Annotated in this window: 13 protein-coding genes; 4 read left to right on the top strand and 9 right to left on the bottom strand. The window is 66.3% G+C overall.

Features of this window, described 5'->3' with window-relative positions; genetic code table 11:
• The first annotated feature begins 64 nt into the window (after positions 1 to 64).
• The gene (gene xth / locus ACTIFF_RS02260; protein WP_439535349.1) at positions 65 to 823 is read left to right on the top strand and encodes an exodeoxyribonuclease III; all 759 of its coding nucleotides are present in this window, start codon (positions 65 to 67) and stop codon (positions 821 to 823) included.
• Positions 820 to 1,512: a Crp/Fnr family transcriptional regulator gene (locus ACTIFF_RS02255; protein WP_439535348.1), complete on the top strand. Its 693-nt coding sequence runs from the start codon at positions 820 to 822 to the stop codon at positions 1,510 to 1,512. The genes xth and ACTIFF_RS02255 overlap by 4 nt, the downstream gene beginning before the upstream one ends.
• Positions 1,513 to 1,609: 97 nt before the next feature.
• On the opposite strand, the gene ACTIFF_RS02250 is transcribed toward ACTIFF_RS02255, so the two are convergent.
• The 5 genes from ACTIFF_RS02250 to ACTIFF_RS02230 are packed head-to-tail and all read right to left on the bottom strand — an operon-like array spanning position 1,610 to position 9,679.
• Positions 1,610 to 1,894, bottom strand: coding sequence for a hypothetical protein (locus tag ACTIFF_RS02250; protein ID WP_439535347.1), 285 nt, complete (start codon positions 1,892 to 1,894; stop codon positions 1,610 to 1,612).
• An 18-nt stretch (positions 1,895 to 1,912) separates the two neighbouring features.
• The gene (locus ACTIFF_RS02245; protein ID WP_439535346.1) at positions 1,913 to 2,206 is read right to left on the bottom strand and encodes a contact-dependent growth inhibition system immunity protein; all 294 of its coding nucleotides are present in this window, start codon (positions 2,204 to 2,206) and stop codon (positions 1,913 to 1,915) included.
• The gene (locus tag ACTIFF_RS02240) at positions 2,199 to 7,226 is read right to left on the bottom strand and encodes a two-partner secretion domain-containing protein (RefSeq protein WP_439535345.1); all 5,028 of its coding nucleotides are present in this window, start codon (positions 7,224 to 7,226) and stop codon (positions 2,199 to 2,201) included. The genes ACTIFF_RS02245 and ACTIFF_RS02240 overlap by 8 nt, the downstream gene beginning before the upstream one ends.
• 12 nt (positions 7,227 to 7,238) lie before the next feature.
• Positions 7,239 to 8,057, bottom strand: a complete 819-nt coding sequence (locus tag ACTIFF_RS02235) for a peptidylprolyl isomerase (protein ID WP_439535344.1) — start codon at positions 8,055 to 8,057, stop codon at positions 7,239 to 7,241.
• Complete coding sequence (locus tag ACTIFF_RS02230; RefSeq protein ID WP_439535343.1) at positions 8,054 to 9,679, bottom strand: ShlB/FhaC/HecB family hemolysin secretion/activation protein; 1,626 nt, start codon at positions 9,677 to 9,679, stop codon at positions 8,054 to 8,056. Before ACTIFF_RS02230 ends, ACTIFF_RS02235 begins: the two co-directional genes overlap by 4 nt.
• 193 nt (positions 9,680 to 9,872) lie before the next feature.
• Here ACTIFF_RS02230 and ACTIFF_RS02225 point away from each other — a divergent pair, with 193 nt between their 5' ends.
• Entirely contained in the window at positions 9,873 to 10,070 is a 198-nt protein-coding gene (locus ACTIFF_RS02225; protein ID WP_439535342.1) for a YgaP family membrane protein, read from the top strand.
• Between the two features lie 5 nt (positions 10,071 to 10,075).
• On the opposite strand, the gene rsmA is transcribed toward ACTIFF_RS02225, so the two are convergent.
• Genes rsmA through ACTIFF_RS02205 form a run of 4 tightly spaced genes read right to left on the bottom strand, consistent with a single transcriptional unit; the run spans position 10,076 to position 16,236 of the window.
• Complete coding sequence (rsmA, locus tag ACTIFF_RS02220) at positions 10,076 to 10,897, bottom strand: 16S rRNA (adenine(1518)-N(6)/adenine(1519)-N(6))-dimethyltransferase RsmA (protein WP_439535341.1); 822 nt, start codon at positions 10,895 to 10,897, stop codon at positions 10,076 to 10,078.
• 2 nt (positions 10,898 to 10,899) lie between these two features.
• Positions 10,900 to 11,919 carry a 4-hydroxythreonine-4-phosphate dehydrogenase PdxA gene (gene pdxA / locus ACTIFF_RS02215; protein WP_439535340.1) on the bottom strand — a complete coding sequence of 340 codons (1,020 nt, stop codon included), beginning with the start codon at positions 11,917 to 11,919 and terminating at the stop codon, positions 10,900 to 10,902.
• Positions 11,916 to 13,244: a peptidylprolyl isomerase gene (locus ACTIFF_RS02210; protein WP_439535339.1), complete on the bottom strand. Its 1,329-nt coding sequence runs from the start codon at positions 13,242 to 13,244 to the stop codon at positions 11,916 to 11,918. Before ACTIFF_RS02210 ends, pdxA begins: the two co-directional genes overlap by 4 nt.
• A gap of 13 nt (positions 13,245 to 13,257) precedes the next feature.
• The gene (locus tag ACTIFF_RS02205; RefSeq protein ID WP_439535338.1) at positions 13,258 to 16,236 is read right to left on the bottom strand and encodes an LPS-assembly protein LptD; all 2,979 of its coding nucleotides are present in this window, start codon (positions 16,234 to 16,236) and stop codon (positions 13,258 to 13,260) included.
• A gap of 210 nt (positions 16,237 to 16,446) precedes the next feature.
• On the opposite strand from ACTIFF_RS02205, the gene ACTIFF_RS02200 reads away from it, so the two are divergent.
• A complete protein-coding gene (locus ACTIFF_RS02200) occupies positions 16,447 to 17,451 on the top strand; it encodes an aminoglycoside phosphotransferase family protein (RefSeq protein WP_439535337.1) in 1,005 nt (334 codons plus the stop codon).
• Positions 17,452 to 17,458: the final 7 nt, after the last annotated feature.

Genomic DNA, 17,458 nt, shown 5'->3' with positions numbered 1-17,458 from the left:
TGTCCTGGCGGGTAAAGCGTCTGGTCCTGAAAACTCTCTTCGAAATCAACACCGTGATGCGGCCATGCGACTCGCCTGCTGGAACGTCAATTCCCTGAAAGTCCGCCTTCCCCACCTCACCGACTGGCTCGCCGCCGAGCAGCCCGACGTGGTGTGTCTGCAGGAAACCAAGACCGAAGACGCCACCTACCCGCGCGCCGAGCTGGAGGCGGTCGGCTACCACAGCGCGATCAGCGGCCAGAAGACCTACAACGGTGTGGCCATCCTCACGAAGCAGCCGGCAGAAGACGTGCAGGCGGGCATCCCCGGCTTCGACGACGAACAGCGGCGCGTCATCGCGGCCACCGTCGGCGGCGTGCGCATCGTGTGCGCCTACTTCCCGAACGGCCAGGCCGTGGGTTCCGAGAAGTTCGAATACAAGATGCGCTGGCTCGACGCACTCACCGCCTGGCTGCGCGACGAACTGACCCGCCACCCGCAACTCGCCCTGCTCGGCGACTACAACATCGCCCCCGAGCCGCGCGACGCCCACCCGGACTGGAAGGACGAAATACACGTGTCGCCGCAGGAGCGCGCCGCCTTCGCCGGCCTGCAGGCACTCGGCCTCACCGACGCCTTCCGCCTGTTCGATCAGCCGGAAAAGAGCTGGTCCTGGTGGGACTACCGCGCCGGCGCCTTCCGCCGCAACTTCGGCCTGCGCATCGACCATATCCTGCTGTCGGCGCCGCTGGCCGCCCGCTGCACCGCCTGCGTCGTCGACAAGGCCCCGCGCAAGCTGGAGCGCCCGTCCGACCACGCCCCGGTCATCGCCACGCTGTCGTGAGCACGCCCGCCTCCAGCACCTCCGAGTCCGGCACCCGCGTCGGCGCGCTGACCGCGCTCTACCCGCTGCTGTCCGGCCTGTCGGCCGCGGCGCGCCAGCGCATCGAAACCGAAGGCCGGCTGCTCGACGTGCCGGCCGGCACCCGTCTGTTCGACGAGCATCAACCCTGCACCGGCTTTCCGTTCGTGCTGTCGGGTCAGGTCAAGGTGGCCAAGGCCTCGGCCAGCGGCCGCGAACTGCCGCTGTACCGCGTGCATGCCGGCGAAACCTGCGTCATTTCCAGCGCCTGCCTGCTTGGCCACAACGACTACAACGCCTACGGCGTCGCCGAAACCCCGCTCAAGCTGCTGGTGCTGCCGGCCGCCCTGTTCGAACAGCTGCTGGCCGAACCCGACTTCCGCCGCTTCGTGTTCGGCCTGTTTTCCGAACGCGTCGCCGACCTGATGCAACTGGTCGAAGCCATCGCCTTCCACCGCCTCGACCAGCGCCTCGCCAGCCTGCTGCTCGGCCACGGCAAGACGCTGCACACCACCCACCAGCAACTGGCCGACGAACTCGGCAGCGTGCGCGAAATCGTCACCCGCCTGCTGAAGAGTTTTGCTGATCAGGGGCTGGTGTCGCTGGGGCGGAATCAGATCGACATCCTTGACGCTGCAGGGCTGCGGGGGATTGCGGCGGAGAAGAAGTGAGCACAGGGCGCAGCGCATCCACGGACTGCGAAGTTTTCATGCGGAGCTCTAATGCGTCAAACGCCATCTCGTGCGCGCCAAATGCGCGCCACGTGATTCACTTAAGTCCATGCAGGGGCTCCATGAGAATTCTTATCGCATGAGATTTCGCTTGCTGCTCCGATTCTGCATCGAACACTTCGTAATCACTGTTCGCGAGCAACGCTTTCCAGGACACACTCGGGTCGCTTAACGCATAGTCCAGCTCTTCTCGAAGCGCTTCCAGTTTTCCGCTCGACTGCGCGGCGCGTCGATAAATGTTGATCGCGGCCTCTTCAGAGAGGCCGCTGTCGACGTTGAAGACGGTCTTCAGCATATGCACGACGCTGTCAATTCCGATCACGCATTGCCATCCCGAAATTCAGCCAAGCGCAAGGCGCTTGCCGACCGATTCCAGCCATTCACGATACGTCAACCCGTCTGCGCCTACCTCGTAGTATGAGCCGAGTTTCAAGACTGCTGCGCGCAGATCCGCTTCGCTCTTGGCATCATCGAGCAGTTGTCTGATTTCTTTCACAGCCGCCTGTACGTCTTCATTCGGCCATTCGCGAAGATAGCGATCAACGACGGCAATCGCCGATTCATCTTCACATGTCCAGTCTTGGTGAAAGTAGCACCCAAGAAACTCCCCCAAATTCGGAAACTTATCAATCATTGATTGGGAACCCAGTAAGAATGCTATAGCCCTCGGGAGTGGATGAATTGCGACGCAAAATCAATCTGAGTCTAGTTGTTTCCGTTGCTTGCATAAGAGCTCTGCTGATGGTGATGCCTACCGGTTTCGGCATCGAGAATTCAATCTTCATATCGGGTTTCTTGCTAGCTAACCATGTCTGAATTTCGGTCTGCCGCGCTTCGAGGGCTCCAGAGACACCCCACTCTGCCGCAGCTCGATCAAAAAAGGATGACGACCCGGAGATGTTTGGTTCTTTAGCCAAGCGCTTCATCAGTGCTTCTTCGGACTTCCCCACATGTTTGAGCAGCAGGTGGCCGCCGGCATCTTCATGCGCTTGCAGTCCGCCACCGGGGACAATCCGGCTGAACGCAGCTTCACCAGTTGCCGCGTCGATTGCATTATCTACACTCCCATCCGCCCACCGCAGCAGCTTCTGCCCCCCAACCTCGATCACCCGCGCGACGAACTGCCCGGCCTTCGTCATCAGCGCCGCGCCGACGACCAGATCCTCCGGCCCGGGCAGCAGCAGCGATGCACCGGCTGACGACAGCACAACGACGTTGTCGATGTTCCGGGCGGTGATGGCGCCGACGTACTGGCTGCTGCCCTGCGGGGCGAACGCGTAGGCCTCGGGGTCGGGTGCGAAGTCCTGGCGCACGATTTCGTCCGACAGCGGGCGCGCCATCAGGCGGTCGAACAGTGTCAGGTTGTGGGCAATCACGTCTGCGTCCTGCTGCGCGCCGAGCCACGGGTTCTCGGGGTCGATGCCACCCGGACGCTGCGCACCCATGCCAAGTGGCAGGGCCTCGGTCATCAGGCGGTAGTAATCGGTACATAAACCGGTCGTATCGCAGGCTTCACGCGCGTCCGCCAGCGCGCGCTTGTTCGCCTGCGACGTTTGACTGAAGTCGGCATCGACTGCGTTCAGGCACGCCGCGTCTCCGCCACATGCGTTCTTCGCATCGGCGTAGCGATCCTGTTCCTGATGCTTCAGGTAGTTGAACAGCGTGACGTTCTGCGCCGTCCATGCAGCCGTCACCGGATCACCGCCGGCCAGTCCGGATGCCGTGCCACCGACCAGCATCGAAAACGCGGTCAGCGCAATCTCCCGGTCAGGACCGCTCAGATCGAGAGCATCGTCGAGCGGCGCTTCCACGAGGGTGGCGGTGATTGCGCCGAGGGCGCCGGAGTAAGGGTCGTCGCCGCGGGCGGCGGCGGTCAGTGCGCCGAGCACACCATGCGCCAGCGTGTGGCCGAGACTGCCTTGCAGGCCGAAGTTGCCATCACCGATCTGGTTGGCACCCAGCGCGGACGCTTCGTTGATGACGGCATTGAACAACGCGTTTTCGAAGCCAGCGCCGGTCAGTTCGCCAACGGCGCCAGTGGTCAGCGCACGGACGGACCACCGGCCGACAGCTGACTCGATGCGGGTGTCCGCCCAGGCGCCGGCACCGGCTGTGAGGGCGCCCGCCAGTCCGCTGGTCAGGGCCGCGTCGACATCAATGCGGCCGGTCGCAACGAACTGACCGATCGCGCTCGACAGCGTCTGCGTAATGGCCGCGGTACCGGCAACGTTGGCAAGACCGGGCGCCGCATAGGCGGTGGCCGCCGACCACGCCGGACCCAGGTTCGTGGCCAGGCTGCCGATGAGATTCGACATCTGCGGGCCGATCAGCATGCTGGCGGTGAAGCCGGCAATCACGCCGACCAGATCGCCGAAGCTGCCGCTTTTCCGGAAGCGGTAACGCAGGTTGTCGCGGGCTTCTTCGTAGCGGTAGGCGTCACCCAGTTCCGCGGCAATCTGCGCCTTGAAGGCGTGACTCAAGGCGTCGGTGTGCGCAGCGTCTTCGCCCAGCACGCGGAATTCGCCGGATACCGAACGCACCGACGCGACATTCAGATTCCATACCGCAGCCTGCATGAAGCCGCCGGGCTGCACGGCATCGCCTTCGATGGTGAGCGTACCGCCACTGACCTTGCGCTTTTCGTAGAAGTAGGCGGAACGTTTGCGGTTGAGCAGTGTGTCGGCCGTGAGGGTCAGCGCACCATCGGACAGGACGAAGCCCGTGTTGTCGACGCGCTCGCCCGTGAGCTCGATCGCGACGCCGGCATCGAGCGCGCCGCCGGGCACGACGGTCAGTTGCGCCTGCCAGTCGGAAGGCAGATACACGATGGGGTGCAGTTGGCCGCCGCGAGAGGTGTACCAGAGCACGGGTGCACCCAGCAGCGATTGCTGAGGCGCCGTCAGCTCGGCACCCATCGCAATGCCGTGTTCGATGGCAAACGCGGCGCCGTTGGCCGCCAGGATGGCGTGCTCCTGCTGTTGTGGCGACTGCCCGGTGAATGCGTCCCATGTCAGGCCGGGCAGTATCCAGCCACGGCGGATGGTCGCGAGGAAGGCGTTGCGCAAGGCCGCCGCCTCTTCTGCCGGCGTGAGTGCGAAGGGCAGCGTGCTCGCCAGCCCGGGCGGAAGCAGGCGCATCAGCGCCGCACCGCTGTAGCGCGCCGCGGACAGGACCGGCAGCAGCGAGCCGCCGTGAGCACCGAAGCCGGCGACGTCGATCTGCGCAGGCGGGACGGTCGGCTCGGCAGTGCGATGGTAGAAGTCGTCGACGACGTCGAAGCCGTTGCGGATGTCTGCGGCCCGGACAACGATGCTCGCAGCGTGGATGTTGCCGGTATTGACGAAAGACGAGAGCGCGGGGGGCGTGTCGGTCAGACTGAGCACACCGGTCGACAGCATCCGGGCGAGCGCATCGGTCAGCGTGCCCGACGCGCCCGACGGCATCGCAGGCGCCGGGCCATCGGGAGCCGGCGACGTGGGGGTCGTTGAAGGCGGGCTGAGCGGACCGCCATCCGAAACGAAGTTGCCACCCGCCTGGATCACTCCGGGCAGCACGCCCAGTTCGAGCGCGCCGCTGTCGGTGCGCCGCCAGTCGATATCGGCGACGCAGCCACTGGTGCACGGCGTGCCGACCGACTGCGCGTCGACGTCGATCAAATGGTAGGACGACGTCCATATGGCACCGTAGCGGCGATCTTCATTCACGACATCCGGGGCGTCGATACGGATATCGCGACCAGCCAGGATGGACGCACCGCGGTTGTGGAGGAAGGTCGTCGCGGCGACCAGGTCCCGCCCGACGAGCATCAGCGCGTGTGACGACGGCACTTCGGTGGTCGTCGTGCACAGGCCGTCGTATTCCGTGCGACAGCCTGGATAGTAGGGATAGTCGAAGGACGCCTGCCGGCTGACGACCGGGGTTTCATTGCTGACGCCACGCGCGCCGATGAGCAGGTCTCGGCCCGCATCGATGACCGACGGGTTGACGAAGTGGGCGTTCAACGCGATCACAAGGTCGTTTCCGGCGGTCAGCCAGTCGCGGTTCACGTAGGGCTGCTGCGCCGCGCCATCTGCCGGGGTGCCGGCGTCGGACAGCCAGGGACGATCGATCAGGTGCAGGTCGCGCGTTGCGGTGAAGCGCTGACGGCGCGCGCCGTCCAGCCACTGCGCGCCGGCGGCGGGGGTGTATATGAACAGGTCGCGCCCTGCAGTCACATCGCCTGCGACGTCGCTGTCTTCGGGCGCGAGGACGTCGGGGTCGCCGCGCCGTGCCTGCGACAGGAAGACATCGCGTCCGGCCGACAGATGCCCGCTGTTGTCGGTCAGATTCAGATAGAGGTCGCTGCCGGCACGGACAACGCCCGAATTCGCCAGCGTGACTTCACCGACCTGCGTGGCGCGTTCGGCATGGCTGCCAGGCAGACCTTCATCACCTGTTCGCACAGACACACCTCCGGACGCTGCATCGATGGATGCACCGGCACGGATGACGCCGGTATTGAGCCCCGAGCCCGGCCCTGCAAAGGTCAGTGACACGCCTGCGTCGATCAGGCCGTCATTGTTGAAGGCGCTCCAGTGGTCGGCGTTGTCGCCGACAAATCCGAGGCCGATGTCGCGGCCCGCGGCAATGCGCCCGGAGTGCGCGAGCGTGAGGCCGGTCGCGAGCAGCGTGACGTCGCGCCCGGCCACGAGCGCGCCCTGCAGCATCGATTCGAATGCACCGATGTTGTACAGCGCGATGTCGCGCCCGGCGGTGACGTTGCCGCTCAACTCGACGTGCCCGCGCGTGGCGATCACCACATCGTCCAGTGCGGTCAGCGGCGCGGTGCTGCGCACCCCCAGTTCGCCACCGACCGCGACCAGCTGGATGCTTGCGGCGCTGACGCTCTGGCCGATGTCGATCGAAAACGTCTCGAAATCCTCCGGAAGCTGTGCATCAGCATTGCCGAGGGCCATCGTTCTGGCGTCCACCCGGATGCGCCCGGCAATCACGTTGAACGTCGAGCCGGTCGCGATTGGGCCGGTGCTGCGCAGGGCGTGTGCGATCAGATCGAGGCGGGTCGCCAGAGCTGAAAGTCCGCCGGCACCGATGTCGATCCGCCCGCCTGTCACGTCGAAGCTCAGGGCGTCGTTCAGTCGCTCGATGCGGCCGGTGCTGAGCTGGACGTGCGGCGTGTTGATGAAGTCGCATCCATCACACGTGATGCCGTTCGGGTTGGCGATGACCAGCCGTGCCGCCTGCCCGGCGATTTCCATGCTGCCCAGCAGCAGGCTGGGCTGGCTGCCGCTGACTTCGTTCAGGATGACGCGTGCCGCCGATCCGTTCAGCGCGGCGTTCGCCGGCAGCGGCCCGGCCAGCAAACTGCTCGCCGGGCTGGTCGAATTGTTGAACACGAGGCCGTGTCGCGACACATCGAAGGTCGTCCAGCGATTGTGCGAAATGCCCGCCGCGTCGGGCGCGGTGATGCCGACCACCGGTACATCGCCCACCCGGCTCAAGACAGCCTGCTGACTCGCCGGGGCCGCCAGGTCGACGACGGCATCGGCACGGACGGGCGATGCATGGGCGAGCATCACCGTGAGCACGGCGGCCGCAACGCACCCCCTCAGCGGCCTGGCTGACGGCTGCAGCAGCGCCCTGAGCGCGGCGCGCATCCGACTCCGCCCTCAGTCGCTGACCGTGATGCGGGCGTGCCGCAACAGGTCGACGATCAGTTCGCGCAACTGCGCCTCGCGCGCCTGAGCGGCCAGCAGACTGCGCAAGGTTTCGCGCATGTCCGCGTAGTCCGGCGTCAGCGTCGGGCGCACCGCTTCGAGCCGGACGAGAGCCCAGCCTTCGTCCGCCCTCAGCGGTGGGCTGACCTGCCCGGGCTGCATGCCGGCCAATGCCTGCGCGATGCCGGCGGGCACGCCGTTCGTGCGGCCATCGGTCACCGGTTCGGGAAAGCTGTGCCAGCCCAGTTCGCCACCGTTCGCCGCCGATGCAAAGTGCGAATGCGTGCGCGCCTCGTGCGCGAAATCGGCGCCCGCGGCGACACGGTCCGCCAACGCACGCAGCGCGGCGGCGTCATCCATCCCGATCAGGCTGAAGCGGAACTCGCGCTGTCCGAGGCGGGACACGATGTCGTCGTAACGCGCCCGAACCGCCTGTTCCGTGACCTCGACCACCGGCACACGGCGATTCACGTAGGCCTCGATCAGCGCGTCGCGCGAGGCGTCATCGCACACTGCGGGCGCACCACACGCCCCACTGGCGCGCACCTTCTGCCACAGCAGTTCGCGTGCGATGAGGCGATGGCGGACGGCATTCGCAGTTGTCGCATCGACCGCGGTGCCGGTCGACTGCAAGCGGGCGACTTCGCCATCGAATGCCGCGCGCGGGATATCCACACCATTGACCTGCGCAACCGCTCCGTCGGCCGAGGCAGCCTGCGTAACCGGGCTGACCAGCAATGCCGCCAGGCAGAGCCGCAGCAGGGCCTTCATATCTCGAACGACACCGACAGATGCGCACGCCAGCCGTGCGACGGCCGATCGGCTTCGTGCGCGATGGGCACACTGACGACGCCTTCCCACAGCACACCTCTGCCTGCGCCGCGGGCACCAAGACCCGCACTGGCCAGCGTCTTGCGTCGCCCCTCGGACAGGCGCGCCGCGCCATGATCGACATGCAGGAAGGGCACGACCGGATGGCCCGCGGGCCTGAATGCATGCGGCAGCCGAAGTTCGGAGCGCAGCACGTGGCCGGTATCGCCCGACACCGACACCTCGCGGAAACCCCGGACACTGGCAAAGCCCCCGAGATGAATCTGTTCGGCGCCGATCAGGCTTTCGCCGGCGCGCTGCGCCGTCAGCTGCACCGCGTATTCGACCTCATCCGACGCACTGCGGACGACGGCGCCCGCGGCGAACGCCCACTTGAGGAACTGGCGATGCGTGTCGCCGCGCGACAGATCTGGCCGGTCACGCGTTGCACCCAACAGTGACAGCCCGGCCGACAGCGATGGCTCGATGAACAGTTGCCAGCGCTCGCCGCGCCGGATGTGCATCCAGGCGGCACGGCCGACGGTGCTGTGGTCGGTCTGCAGCGCGATCGATTCAACCTCGCGCGCCAGCCGTGAGCGGATCAGCGACACATCGATGACATGGCGCCCGCCGGCTGACGACGACAGGACACGACTCCAGCCCAGTACCGCGTTGGCCGACCGGCTGGTGACCTCCAGCCCCGCGATGTCGAACGACGCGCGAGACCCGGAAACGGTCACCGACCAAAGGTTGTAGCCATCGGGGACGGACAGCGACGCCAGCAGTGCATCACTGCCGGTGCTGTGCAGCAGTGCGAACTGCAGGTCGTCCAGCCAGCCCAATGCATTGCCGACACGCGCCGTGACCCGCAGACGCTCATCGCCGGTGCCCGAAGCACCCTGATTGTCGAAGCCCACGGTCATTGACCACGCGCGACCTTCATTGAGCACGACATCGAGCAGGCTCGTGCCGGCCGTGTTGCCCGGTAAAACGCGGACCTGGGCCTGATACATGCGCAGCCGGTTGATCTGCTGCACACCCTGTTCCAGCGCTGGCAGAGACAACGCCTCGCCGACGGCGAACGGGAAGGCCCGCGCCAGAGCGGCGGCATCGAAGCCCGGTGCGCGCAGCGATTCGATACGCCCGGGCAGCAGCTCGATGACCAGTTCGCCTGCCTGCGCGTCCAGCGACAGCAGCCGCGCACGACTGGTGATCCAGCCGGCCTCGACCAGTTCCGCATCGAGTTGGCGCAGCAGCAGTTCGAGTCGCAGGCGGCCGAGCGGCAGGTCGACAAACGGCGCCAGAACGGTGTTGACCGCCGCATCGGGCAGCAGCCCGGCTGCGTCTACGCGGACAGTGCGGAAGCGGGTTGTTGCGCCGGCTTCGTCGACGTCGGCCGGATGGCTGTGCAACGCGGGCTGCGCCTGCTCCGGCACCCGCATCGGAGCGCGCTGCCAGCGTGCATCGCGCTCCGATGCGCGCCTTTCGTCGATCAACCGGTCAGTCGGTTCCGGCGATGCGGCGAGCCCGAGCGGCAGTCCGACCAGCAACACGACCGGACAGAGTCGACAAAAGACGTGCATCGAAAGTACTCCGGAAAATCCTTATGTCATATTACATAATAATTTTCCGGAGTCAAAAAACCTCTGCCGCTTGGTCCGGCGGGCGCGCGATCTGGGCCGATGCCGCCCAGCCGTCGTGTAACCGCAGTCACAGACCGCACCCTGCCCGCGGCGCAACATGAAGTCACCTTTTCAACCCACAGGGAGCTTCATCATGAAATCCAACGTCGGCGGCATCGACAAGATCGCACGCATCGTCATCGGCCTGGCACTGATCGCGCTGGCAGCAACCGGCACCGTCGGGGTGTGGGGCTATATCGGCATCGTGCCGGTGCTCACGGGGCTGTTCAATTTCTGCCCGCTCTACCCGCTGCTCGGCATCAACACCTGCAGCATGAAGAAGTCGGCCTGAGAGGTTCAGGCGCGGGCGGGTGCGCCTGCGCCGTCAGCAGCGACGTGATCGTTGATGTGATTCGCGATGCGCACGTAGTCGGCGACACCGAGGGTTTCGCCGCGCCGTGAGGCGTCGATGCCCAGGGCGTCCCAGTCGGCCTGGGTCAGCCACTCGCGCAGCGTGTTGCGCAGCGTCTTGCGGCGCTGGCCGAAGGCGGCCTTGACGATGTCCGACATCAGCTGCGGATCGCGTGCGGTGAGTTGCTCGACCGGGCGCGGCCGCAGCTGCACGATGGCCGACATCACCTTGGGCATGGGCCGGAACGCGCCGGGCGGCACGTCGAACACGTGCGCGCATTCGAAGCGGTACTGCAGCATGACCGACAGGCGGCCGAACGCTTCCGTGTCGGGCGCGGCCACGATGCGGTCCACCACCTCCTTCTGCAGCATGAAGGTGAGGTCAGTCACGCAGGTGGCGTGATCGGCGAGGTGGAACAGCAGCGGGCTCGAAATGTTGTACGGCAGGTTGCCTACCACGCGCAGCGCCGACCCGAGCTCGGTGCTCAGGGCGCCGAAGTCGAACTTGAGCGCGTCCTGCTCATGGATCACCAGCCTCTCCGCCAGGTCTCCCTCGCGCAGCCGCGCCGCCAGATCGCGGTCGATTTCGATCACGTGCAGGCGGTCGAGCCGTGCGGCCAGCGGGCGCGTCATCGCGCCCAGGCCGGGGCCGATCTCAACCATGGCCTGGGCCGGCTTCGGATCGATGGCGGCGACGATGTTGCGGATGATGTTGCCGTCGACCAGGAAATTCTGGCCGAAGCGCTTGCGGGCGCGGTGTTCTTCCATGATCAGCGGCCCGCCCTGGCGGCAGCGCCGGCCGCCGCCATCGCGATGGCGGCATCGACCGCCTCGATCAGGCTGCCGGCGTCGGCACGGCCGGTGCCGGCGAGGTCGAGCGCGGTGCCGTGATCGACCGACGTGCGCACGATGGGCAGGCCGAGCGTGATGTTGATGCCGCGGCCGAAGGTGGCGTACTTGAGCACCGGCAGGCCCTGGTCGTGATACATCGCGAGCACAGCGTCGGCGCCCGCCAGCAGGCGCGGCACGAACAGCGTGTCGGCCGGCAGCGGGCCGTCGAGCTGCAGGCCTTCCGCGCGCAGGGCGTTCAGCACCGGCGTGATGACATCGATCTCTTCCCGACCCAGATGACCGCCCTCGCCCGCGTGCGGGTTCAGCCCCGCCACCAGGATGCGCGGATGCGCGATGCCGAACTGCCGGCGCAGCGCGTCGTGCAGGATGCGCAGCGTGGTGGTGAGCGATTCCCGGGTGATGGCGGCCGGCACATCGGCCAGCGCCAGATGGGTGGTGGCCAGCGCGACGCGCAACCAGGGCGCTGCGTCGTCTTCTGCGGTGCGCCCGGCCAGCATCATCACGACGCGCGGCGTCGCGGTGGTGTCGGCCAGATATTCGGTGTGGCCGGAAAACGGGATGCCGGCATCGTTGATGACGCCCTTGTGCACCGGCGCCGTGACCATGGCGTCGAATTCGCCGCGCAGGCAGCCATCGCGGGCGCGGTCGAGCAGTTCGAGCACATAGGGAGCGTTGGCGGTGTCGAGCCGACCCGCGACCGCCGGTGCGCGCAACGGAATGTGCAGCACTTCGATCGCGCCGGCCGGTGCTTCGCCGGACGCCGCGTAGGGCCGCATCGCGGCGGCACCCTGCGGCGCGCGTGCGGCGAGCAGCGTCGCGTCACCGAGTACCACGAGGCGGGCGTGTGCTGCGCGCGCGTGCAGTGCCGCGCACAGTTCCGGCCCGATGCCCGCCGGCTCGCCGCTGGTGAGGGCGATGCAGGGGCGCGCCGGGGTCACCGTTCCTCGGCCAGCCGGATTTCGACGTAGGCGTTGTCGCGCAGCTGGCGCACCCAGTCCTGATACACCTCTTCGGCCTTGCGATCGCGCAGCGTCATGCGGGCCGCTGCACGCTGGCGCTCGAGCGACACTTCGTCGACACGACGTTCGACCACCTGGATCAGGTGCCAGCCGAACGGCGACTGCACCGGCTCGCTGACTTCGCCCACCTTGAGGTTGTCCATCACGCGCTGAAATTCCGGCACTGTGTCACCCGGATACAGCCAGCCCAGATCGCCGCCCTTGGACGACGACAGATCCTGCGAATTGGTACGCGCCAGCTCGGCGAAATCGCCGCCGTTGTCCAGCCGCTCCTTCAGCCCGGTCAGCCGGCGACGCGCCTCGGCATCGTTGAGCACCTCGGACGTCTTGATCAGGATGTGGCGCGCATGGGTCTGCGTGACGCGCGACTCGTCTCCGCTGCCGCTGCCGCCGCGCTTTTCGACCAGCTTCAGAATATGGAAACCAGCTGGACTGCGCATCACGTCGCTCACCTCACCCGGCTTGAGCTTGGGCACGGCATCGGCGAACAGCGCCGGCAGGCGATCGGGCGACCGCCATCCAAGGCTGCCGCCATTGACCGCGTCCTGCGCGTCGGAATACGAGGCGGCAATGCGCGAAAAGTCCTCGCCCTTGCGGATCTGTTCGAGCGCGGCATCGGCGCGCGCCTTGAGCCGGATCAGCTGCTCGGGGCTCGCGCCTTCCGGCACCCGCAGCAGGATGTGCGACACGTTGTACTCCTCGCTCTGGTCGGGCTTGCGCTCCGGATTGGCGATGAAGTTGGCGATTTCGCCTTCGGTCACGACGACGCGGCTTTCGACTTCGCGGTCGCGCAGGCGGCTCATGACGATCTGCTTGCGGATGTCTTCCCGGAAGCGCGACCACACCATGCCGTCCTGCTCGATGGCAGTACGCAACTGCGTCACGTCCATGCGGTTGCTTTCGGCGATGCGCGAAAGACTGGCATCGAGCAGCCGGTCATCGACACGCAACTGCGTCTCGGCGGCGTGCTGCAGCTGCACCTTCTCGAGAATCATGCGTTCGAGCTGCTGCCGCTCGAATTCTTCGGCCGGTGGCGGCGTGACATTGCGGCTGCGCATCTGGGCAAAGGTTTCGGAAATGCGCGCCCGCAGTTCGTGCAGCGTGATCACTTCGTCGTTCACCACGGCGACGATGCGATCGATTTCGACGATGTCCGGCCGCTCGGCGGGCTGCGCCAGCGCGGTGCCCGACAGGGCGACACCCAGCGCTGCCAGCAGCAGGAAGGAGAGGATTTTATTCAGCATGTTCGATGGTCCATCAGTAATCCCCGCCGAAGATCGGATCGGCGGTGCTCTGGTTGATCTGGCCATAGCCCGGAATGCTGCGCTTGAGCGCATCCAGCGGGTTGGAGCCGATCTGTGAAAAATCATTGAGTTCGAGCTGGAAGAAAAGTGCAGTGCGGGTGCGCAGTTCGGTCGTCGTCTGTCCGGCCAGTCGGGCACCGATGGCAATCCGCTGGAACACGATGCGACCGACCCAGCAGCCGCCGTTGTATTCGAGGCCGCCCAGACCTTCGACCAGCCGGCGGTCGGCGATCGAGTAGTTGTGTCGCGCCACCGCATACCAGCGGTTGGTCAGCGGCCATTGAACCGAAAAGTCGACGTCGCGCACGTCGTTGACGGCCGGGTTGTTGGAGCGGCGGAAGCGGTACGCCGCGTTGAACACATGCGCCGGACGCGGGTTGTAGCGGGCCGACACGCTGTAGCGTTCGGTCTGCGACAGGTCGGTGTTGTACTGGATCGCAGCGTCCAGATATGTATCTTTCAGCAATTCGCCCGACACCGCGGCCAGCGTGCTCGCAATGCGCTCGGTGCGCGGCGTGCCGCCCGGCAGGGTGACCAGCTGGTCGCTCAGGTAGAAGCGCTGGCCCAGGGCAACCCGGGCGCGCTCGCGTCCATTCTCCGGATCGATGAAACGCGAGGTGGTCGCCGCGGTGACCTGGTTGCTGTCGGCGATACGGTCCTGACCGACGAACACGTTTTCGGAGAAGATCTGCGCAAAGTTGAAGTCGGCCTGTGCGGTGTCGAACACCGGAAAGTCCGACTGGTCCTTGTACGACGACAGCACGTAGTACAGACGGGGCTCCAGCGTCTGCACATACCCCTGCCCGAACAGGTCGGAATCGCGCTCAAACACAGTGCCGGCGTCGAGACTGAAGATCGGAATGGCGCGCGAAAGCGAGGTGTCCAGCCCGGCATTGTTGGTGCCTCGCGTGACATCGTAACTGCTGTAGTGCACGCCGATCTTCGGCGTGACCGACAGATAGGAGGTCTGCATCGGCAGCGACAATTGCGGATAGACGACGATGCGGCGCCCTTCGTCGCGTGCCGTGTCGCTGATGCGGAAGTCGGTGTAGCTGCTCCTCAGCTGGAACACGGATCCGAAAGGCATATCCGCGCGGAACGCGTTCAGGGTCACGGCAGGCATCTGCGAATACAGCGGTGCCAGATTGGCCAGCGACTGGTACTCGGTGACGCGCGCAGTGGCGTTCCACCAGTCACCGGCGTAGGTCAGCGAAGCATCTTGCGGCAGGTAGCTGATCGACGTGATGGCGAGGCGCGTGCCGAGATCGGTGTAGTAATTGCGGTCCGACACTTCACTGTAGTTGATGCGGCCGCTCAGCCGGTCGGTGATCTGGTGCGTGTGCTGCAGGCTCAGCGCATGGCGGTCGCGATCCAAGATGCGGTCGCTGAACAGGTAGTCGAGCCGCGCGATGCCGCTGTAATTGTGGTTCAGGTAGCGGAACTCGTTGCTCATCATCAGGCCGCGCGTACCCAGCAAACGCGGTGCAATCGTCGCGTCCATGTTGGGCGCGATGTTCCAGTAGTACGGCAGCAGGAAGTCGATACCGGTCCGGTTGGTCGTGCCGAAGGTCGGCGACAGGAAACCGGACTTGCGACGGTTGTTGAGCGAAAAATCGAGCCAGGGCGAGTACAGCACCGGCACATCCTTGAAGTAGATCGTGCCGTTGCGGCCTTCGCCATCATCGGATTCGAAATTCAGATCCAGCGTTTCCGCCTTGGCATACCAGTCGGGATTGTCAGGCCCGCAGGTCGAGTAGGTGGCGTTCGTCATGCGCACCCGGTTCTCGCCCAGAAACTCCATCCGGTCGGCCTGGCCGGTACCGGTCGTCGTCCTGAGGTTTTCGCCGGTCTGCAGATTGCGGCGCAGCGAGTACTGCGGCTTTTCGAACACCCCTTCGCTGCGGTCGAGCCGGTAGCGCAGCGACGGCCCCTCGATCCGGTCTTCGCCGCGCACCAGCCGCACGTTGCCGTCGGCCTGCAGCTCTTCGGTCGGCGGTTCGTAATTGATGCGGTCGGCGGTCAGCGTGGTGCCGGGGCGACGCAACTCGGCATTGCCCTCGGCGCGCATGACTTCGTCGGTGGTGCCGCTGACCGATTCGGCCGACAGCAGCGTGACGCGGGAATCCGGGTTGCGCGCGACGAATTCCGACAGCGTCATCGTGCCGTACATCATCTGTGACGCATCGTCCTCGGGCACGATGGACGGCAGTGTGGCGGCGCCTGGCATGCCTGCTTCGGCGACGGCCGCCGTGCCGGGCACCGCGCCTGCGGCGGCGATGCCCTCCGCCGGCGCAGGTTTGACGCGGCGCGCAACGGGCGGCGCGCCCATCAGTGCGCGATCGACCTTCAGCGGCGGCATGTTGCGCGCGGTGCTCACGTTGCCGCGCACCGGAATGTCGTCTGGCGACTGCACGCCGGGCGACTGCACGCCGGGTGCCGCGCGGCGTGCGATCGAGGACGGCTGCCGCAACAGTGCGCGGTCGACCTTGAGCGCCGGCAGGTTGCGCAGGCCCGGCGCGGCTGCGCCGTCAGCCGGTGCAGCCGGCACGGCGCGTTCTGCCGCCGTGGCGGCAGGCGTCGGAGCTTTGACGGCCGCCCCGGCGACCGGTGCAGCCGCAGGGGCAGGCGGGACAACGGGACGACCCGGACTTGCGGCAACCGGGGCCGCCTGCGCGGGCGCCACCGGCGTCGCGACAACCTCACCCTGCGCCGGCACCGGCACGGTTTCGACCGTGGCAGGCTGGACGGGCGCACTTGGCGTGGTGGCGGTCGTGCTGCCCGGCTTCGGCGGCGTCGTGCCTTTCACCGTCGCCGCCGGTCGACGCGACTGCGGTACCAGCGAAGGATCGACCTTCAACTGCGGCAGCGCGTCGGCCGCCTGCGCGGCGCAGGACATCCAGACCAGATAGAAAGTGACGGAACGCCTGAGCACGAATGAGGAAACTGGAAGCGGGCAGATCGCGGTTGGATGACGGCGACAGCGTCACGGCGTGCATCTGCCGGACTGTCTGCAGCCGCGTTATAGAATCGCGCATCTTATCAAACGCCACCCGCTTCCCGGTCCGCATTGGCAACAATTTGCCGCCATCCGCCCGTCCGGACGCCGACGGCTCGTCCTCAGTTCGCCCACGACACCCGCCCCATGACACAAGACCTTCGCCTTGACGCACTGACCGGATGGCTGCAACAGCAGTTTCCCGGTCGTCCGCTCGACATCCGCCCGGCTTCGGCCGACGCCAGCTTCCGCCGTTACTTCCGCGTGACGCTGGACGACGGCACCCGCCATGTCGCGATGGACGCCCCGCCGCCGCAGGAAGACTGCCGTCCCTTTCTCGCGGTGCAGGCGCTGTTCGAAGCGGCCGGCGCCCACGTGCCGGCGGTGCGCGCGCAGGATGTCGAGCGCGGCTTCCTGCTGCTGTCCGACCTCGGCAACACCACCTATCTCGACGTGCTCGATGCCGACAACGCCGCCGCGCTATACCACGATGCGACCAGTGCTCTGATCGACATCCAGAAAGCCAGCCGCCCGGACGTGCTGCCGGCCTACGACCACGACCGGCTGCTGGCCGAGATGGAGCTGTTTCCGGTCTGGTATGTCGGCCGCCATTTGAAGGCGGAGCTCGATGAAAAGGAAGCGAACGCCCTGTACGAGGTGTTCGATCGCGTGCTCGCGGTCAATCTGGCCGAGCCGCAGGTCTTCGTACACCGCGACTTTCACAGCCGCAACCTGATGGTCACGCGGCCCAACCCGGGCGTGATCGACTTCCAGGACGCGGTCTTCGGACCGATCAGCTACGACCTGGTCAGCCTGTTCAAGGATGCCTACATCGACTGGGAAGAAGATCAGGTGCTCGACTGGCTGATCCGCTACTGGCAGGGCGCGCGCAGCGCCGGCCTGCCGGTGCGTGCGGATTTCGCCGACTTCCACCGCGATTACGAATTCATGGGCGTGCAGCGCCACCTGAAAGTGCTGGGCATCTTTGCCCGCCTGTATCACCGCGACGGCAAGGACGGCTACCTGAAGGACCTGCCGCGGGTCATGAAGTACCTGCTGCAGACCAGCCAGCGCTACCGCGACCTGGCACCGCTCGCCCGGCTGCTGCAGCGCCTGGAAGGCATCACGCCACAGACCGGCTACACCTTCTGAGGCGCGT

Source organism: Methyloversatilis sp., from assembly GCF_051861465.1.
GTDB lineage: Bacteria > Pseudomonadota > Gammaproteobacteria > Burkholderiales > Rhodocyclaceae > Methyloversatilis.
This window is presented reverse-complemented; position numbering and strand designations above follow the sequence as displayed.

Excerpts from the sequence above, each read along its gene's own strand:
- ACTIFF_RS02200 (WP_439535337.1), top strand. The coding sequence starts at position 16,447 with ATGACACAAGACCTTCGCCTTGACGCACTGACCGGATGGCTGCAACAG.
- ACTIFF_RS02210 (WP_439535339.1), bottom strand. The coding sequence starts at position 13,244 with ATGCTGAATAAAATCCTCTCCTTCCTGCTGCTGGCAGCGCTGGGTGTC.
- xth (WP_439535349.1), top strand. The coding sequence starts at position 65 with ATGCGACTCGCCTGCTGGAACGTCAATTCCCTGAAAGTCCGCCTTCCC.
- ACTIFF_RS02225 (WP_439535342.1), top strand. The coding sequence starts at position 9,873 with ATGAAATCCAACGTCGGCGGCATCGACAAGATCGCACGCATCGTCATC.
- ACTIFF_RS02240 (WP_439535345.1), bottom strand. The coding sequence starts at position 7,226 with ATGCGCGCCGCGCTCAGGGCGCTGCTGCAGCCGTCAGCCAGGCCGCTG.
- ACTIFF_RS02235 (WP_439535344.1), bottom strand. The coding sequence starts at position 8,057 with ATGAAGGCCCTGCTGCGGCTCTGCCTGGCGGCATTGCTGGTCAGCCCG.
- ACTIFF_RS02245 (WP_439535346.1), bottom strand. The coding sequence starts at position 2,206 with ATGATTGATAAGTTTCCGAATTTGGGGGAGTTTCTTGGGTGCTACTTT.
- rsmA (WP_439535341.1), bottom strand. The coding sequence starts at position 10,897 with ATGGAAGAACACCGCGCCCGCAAGCGCTTCGGCCAGAATTTCCTGGTC.
- ACTIFF_RS02230 (WP_439535343.1), bottom strand. The coding sequence starts at position 9,679 with ATGCACGTCTTTTGTCGACTCTGTCCGGTCGTGTTGCTGGTCGGACTG.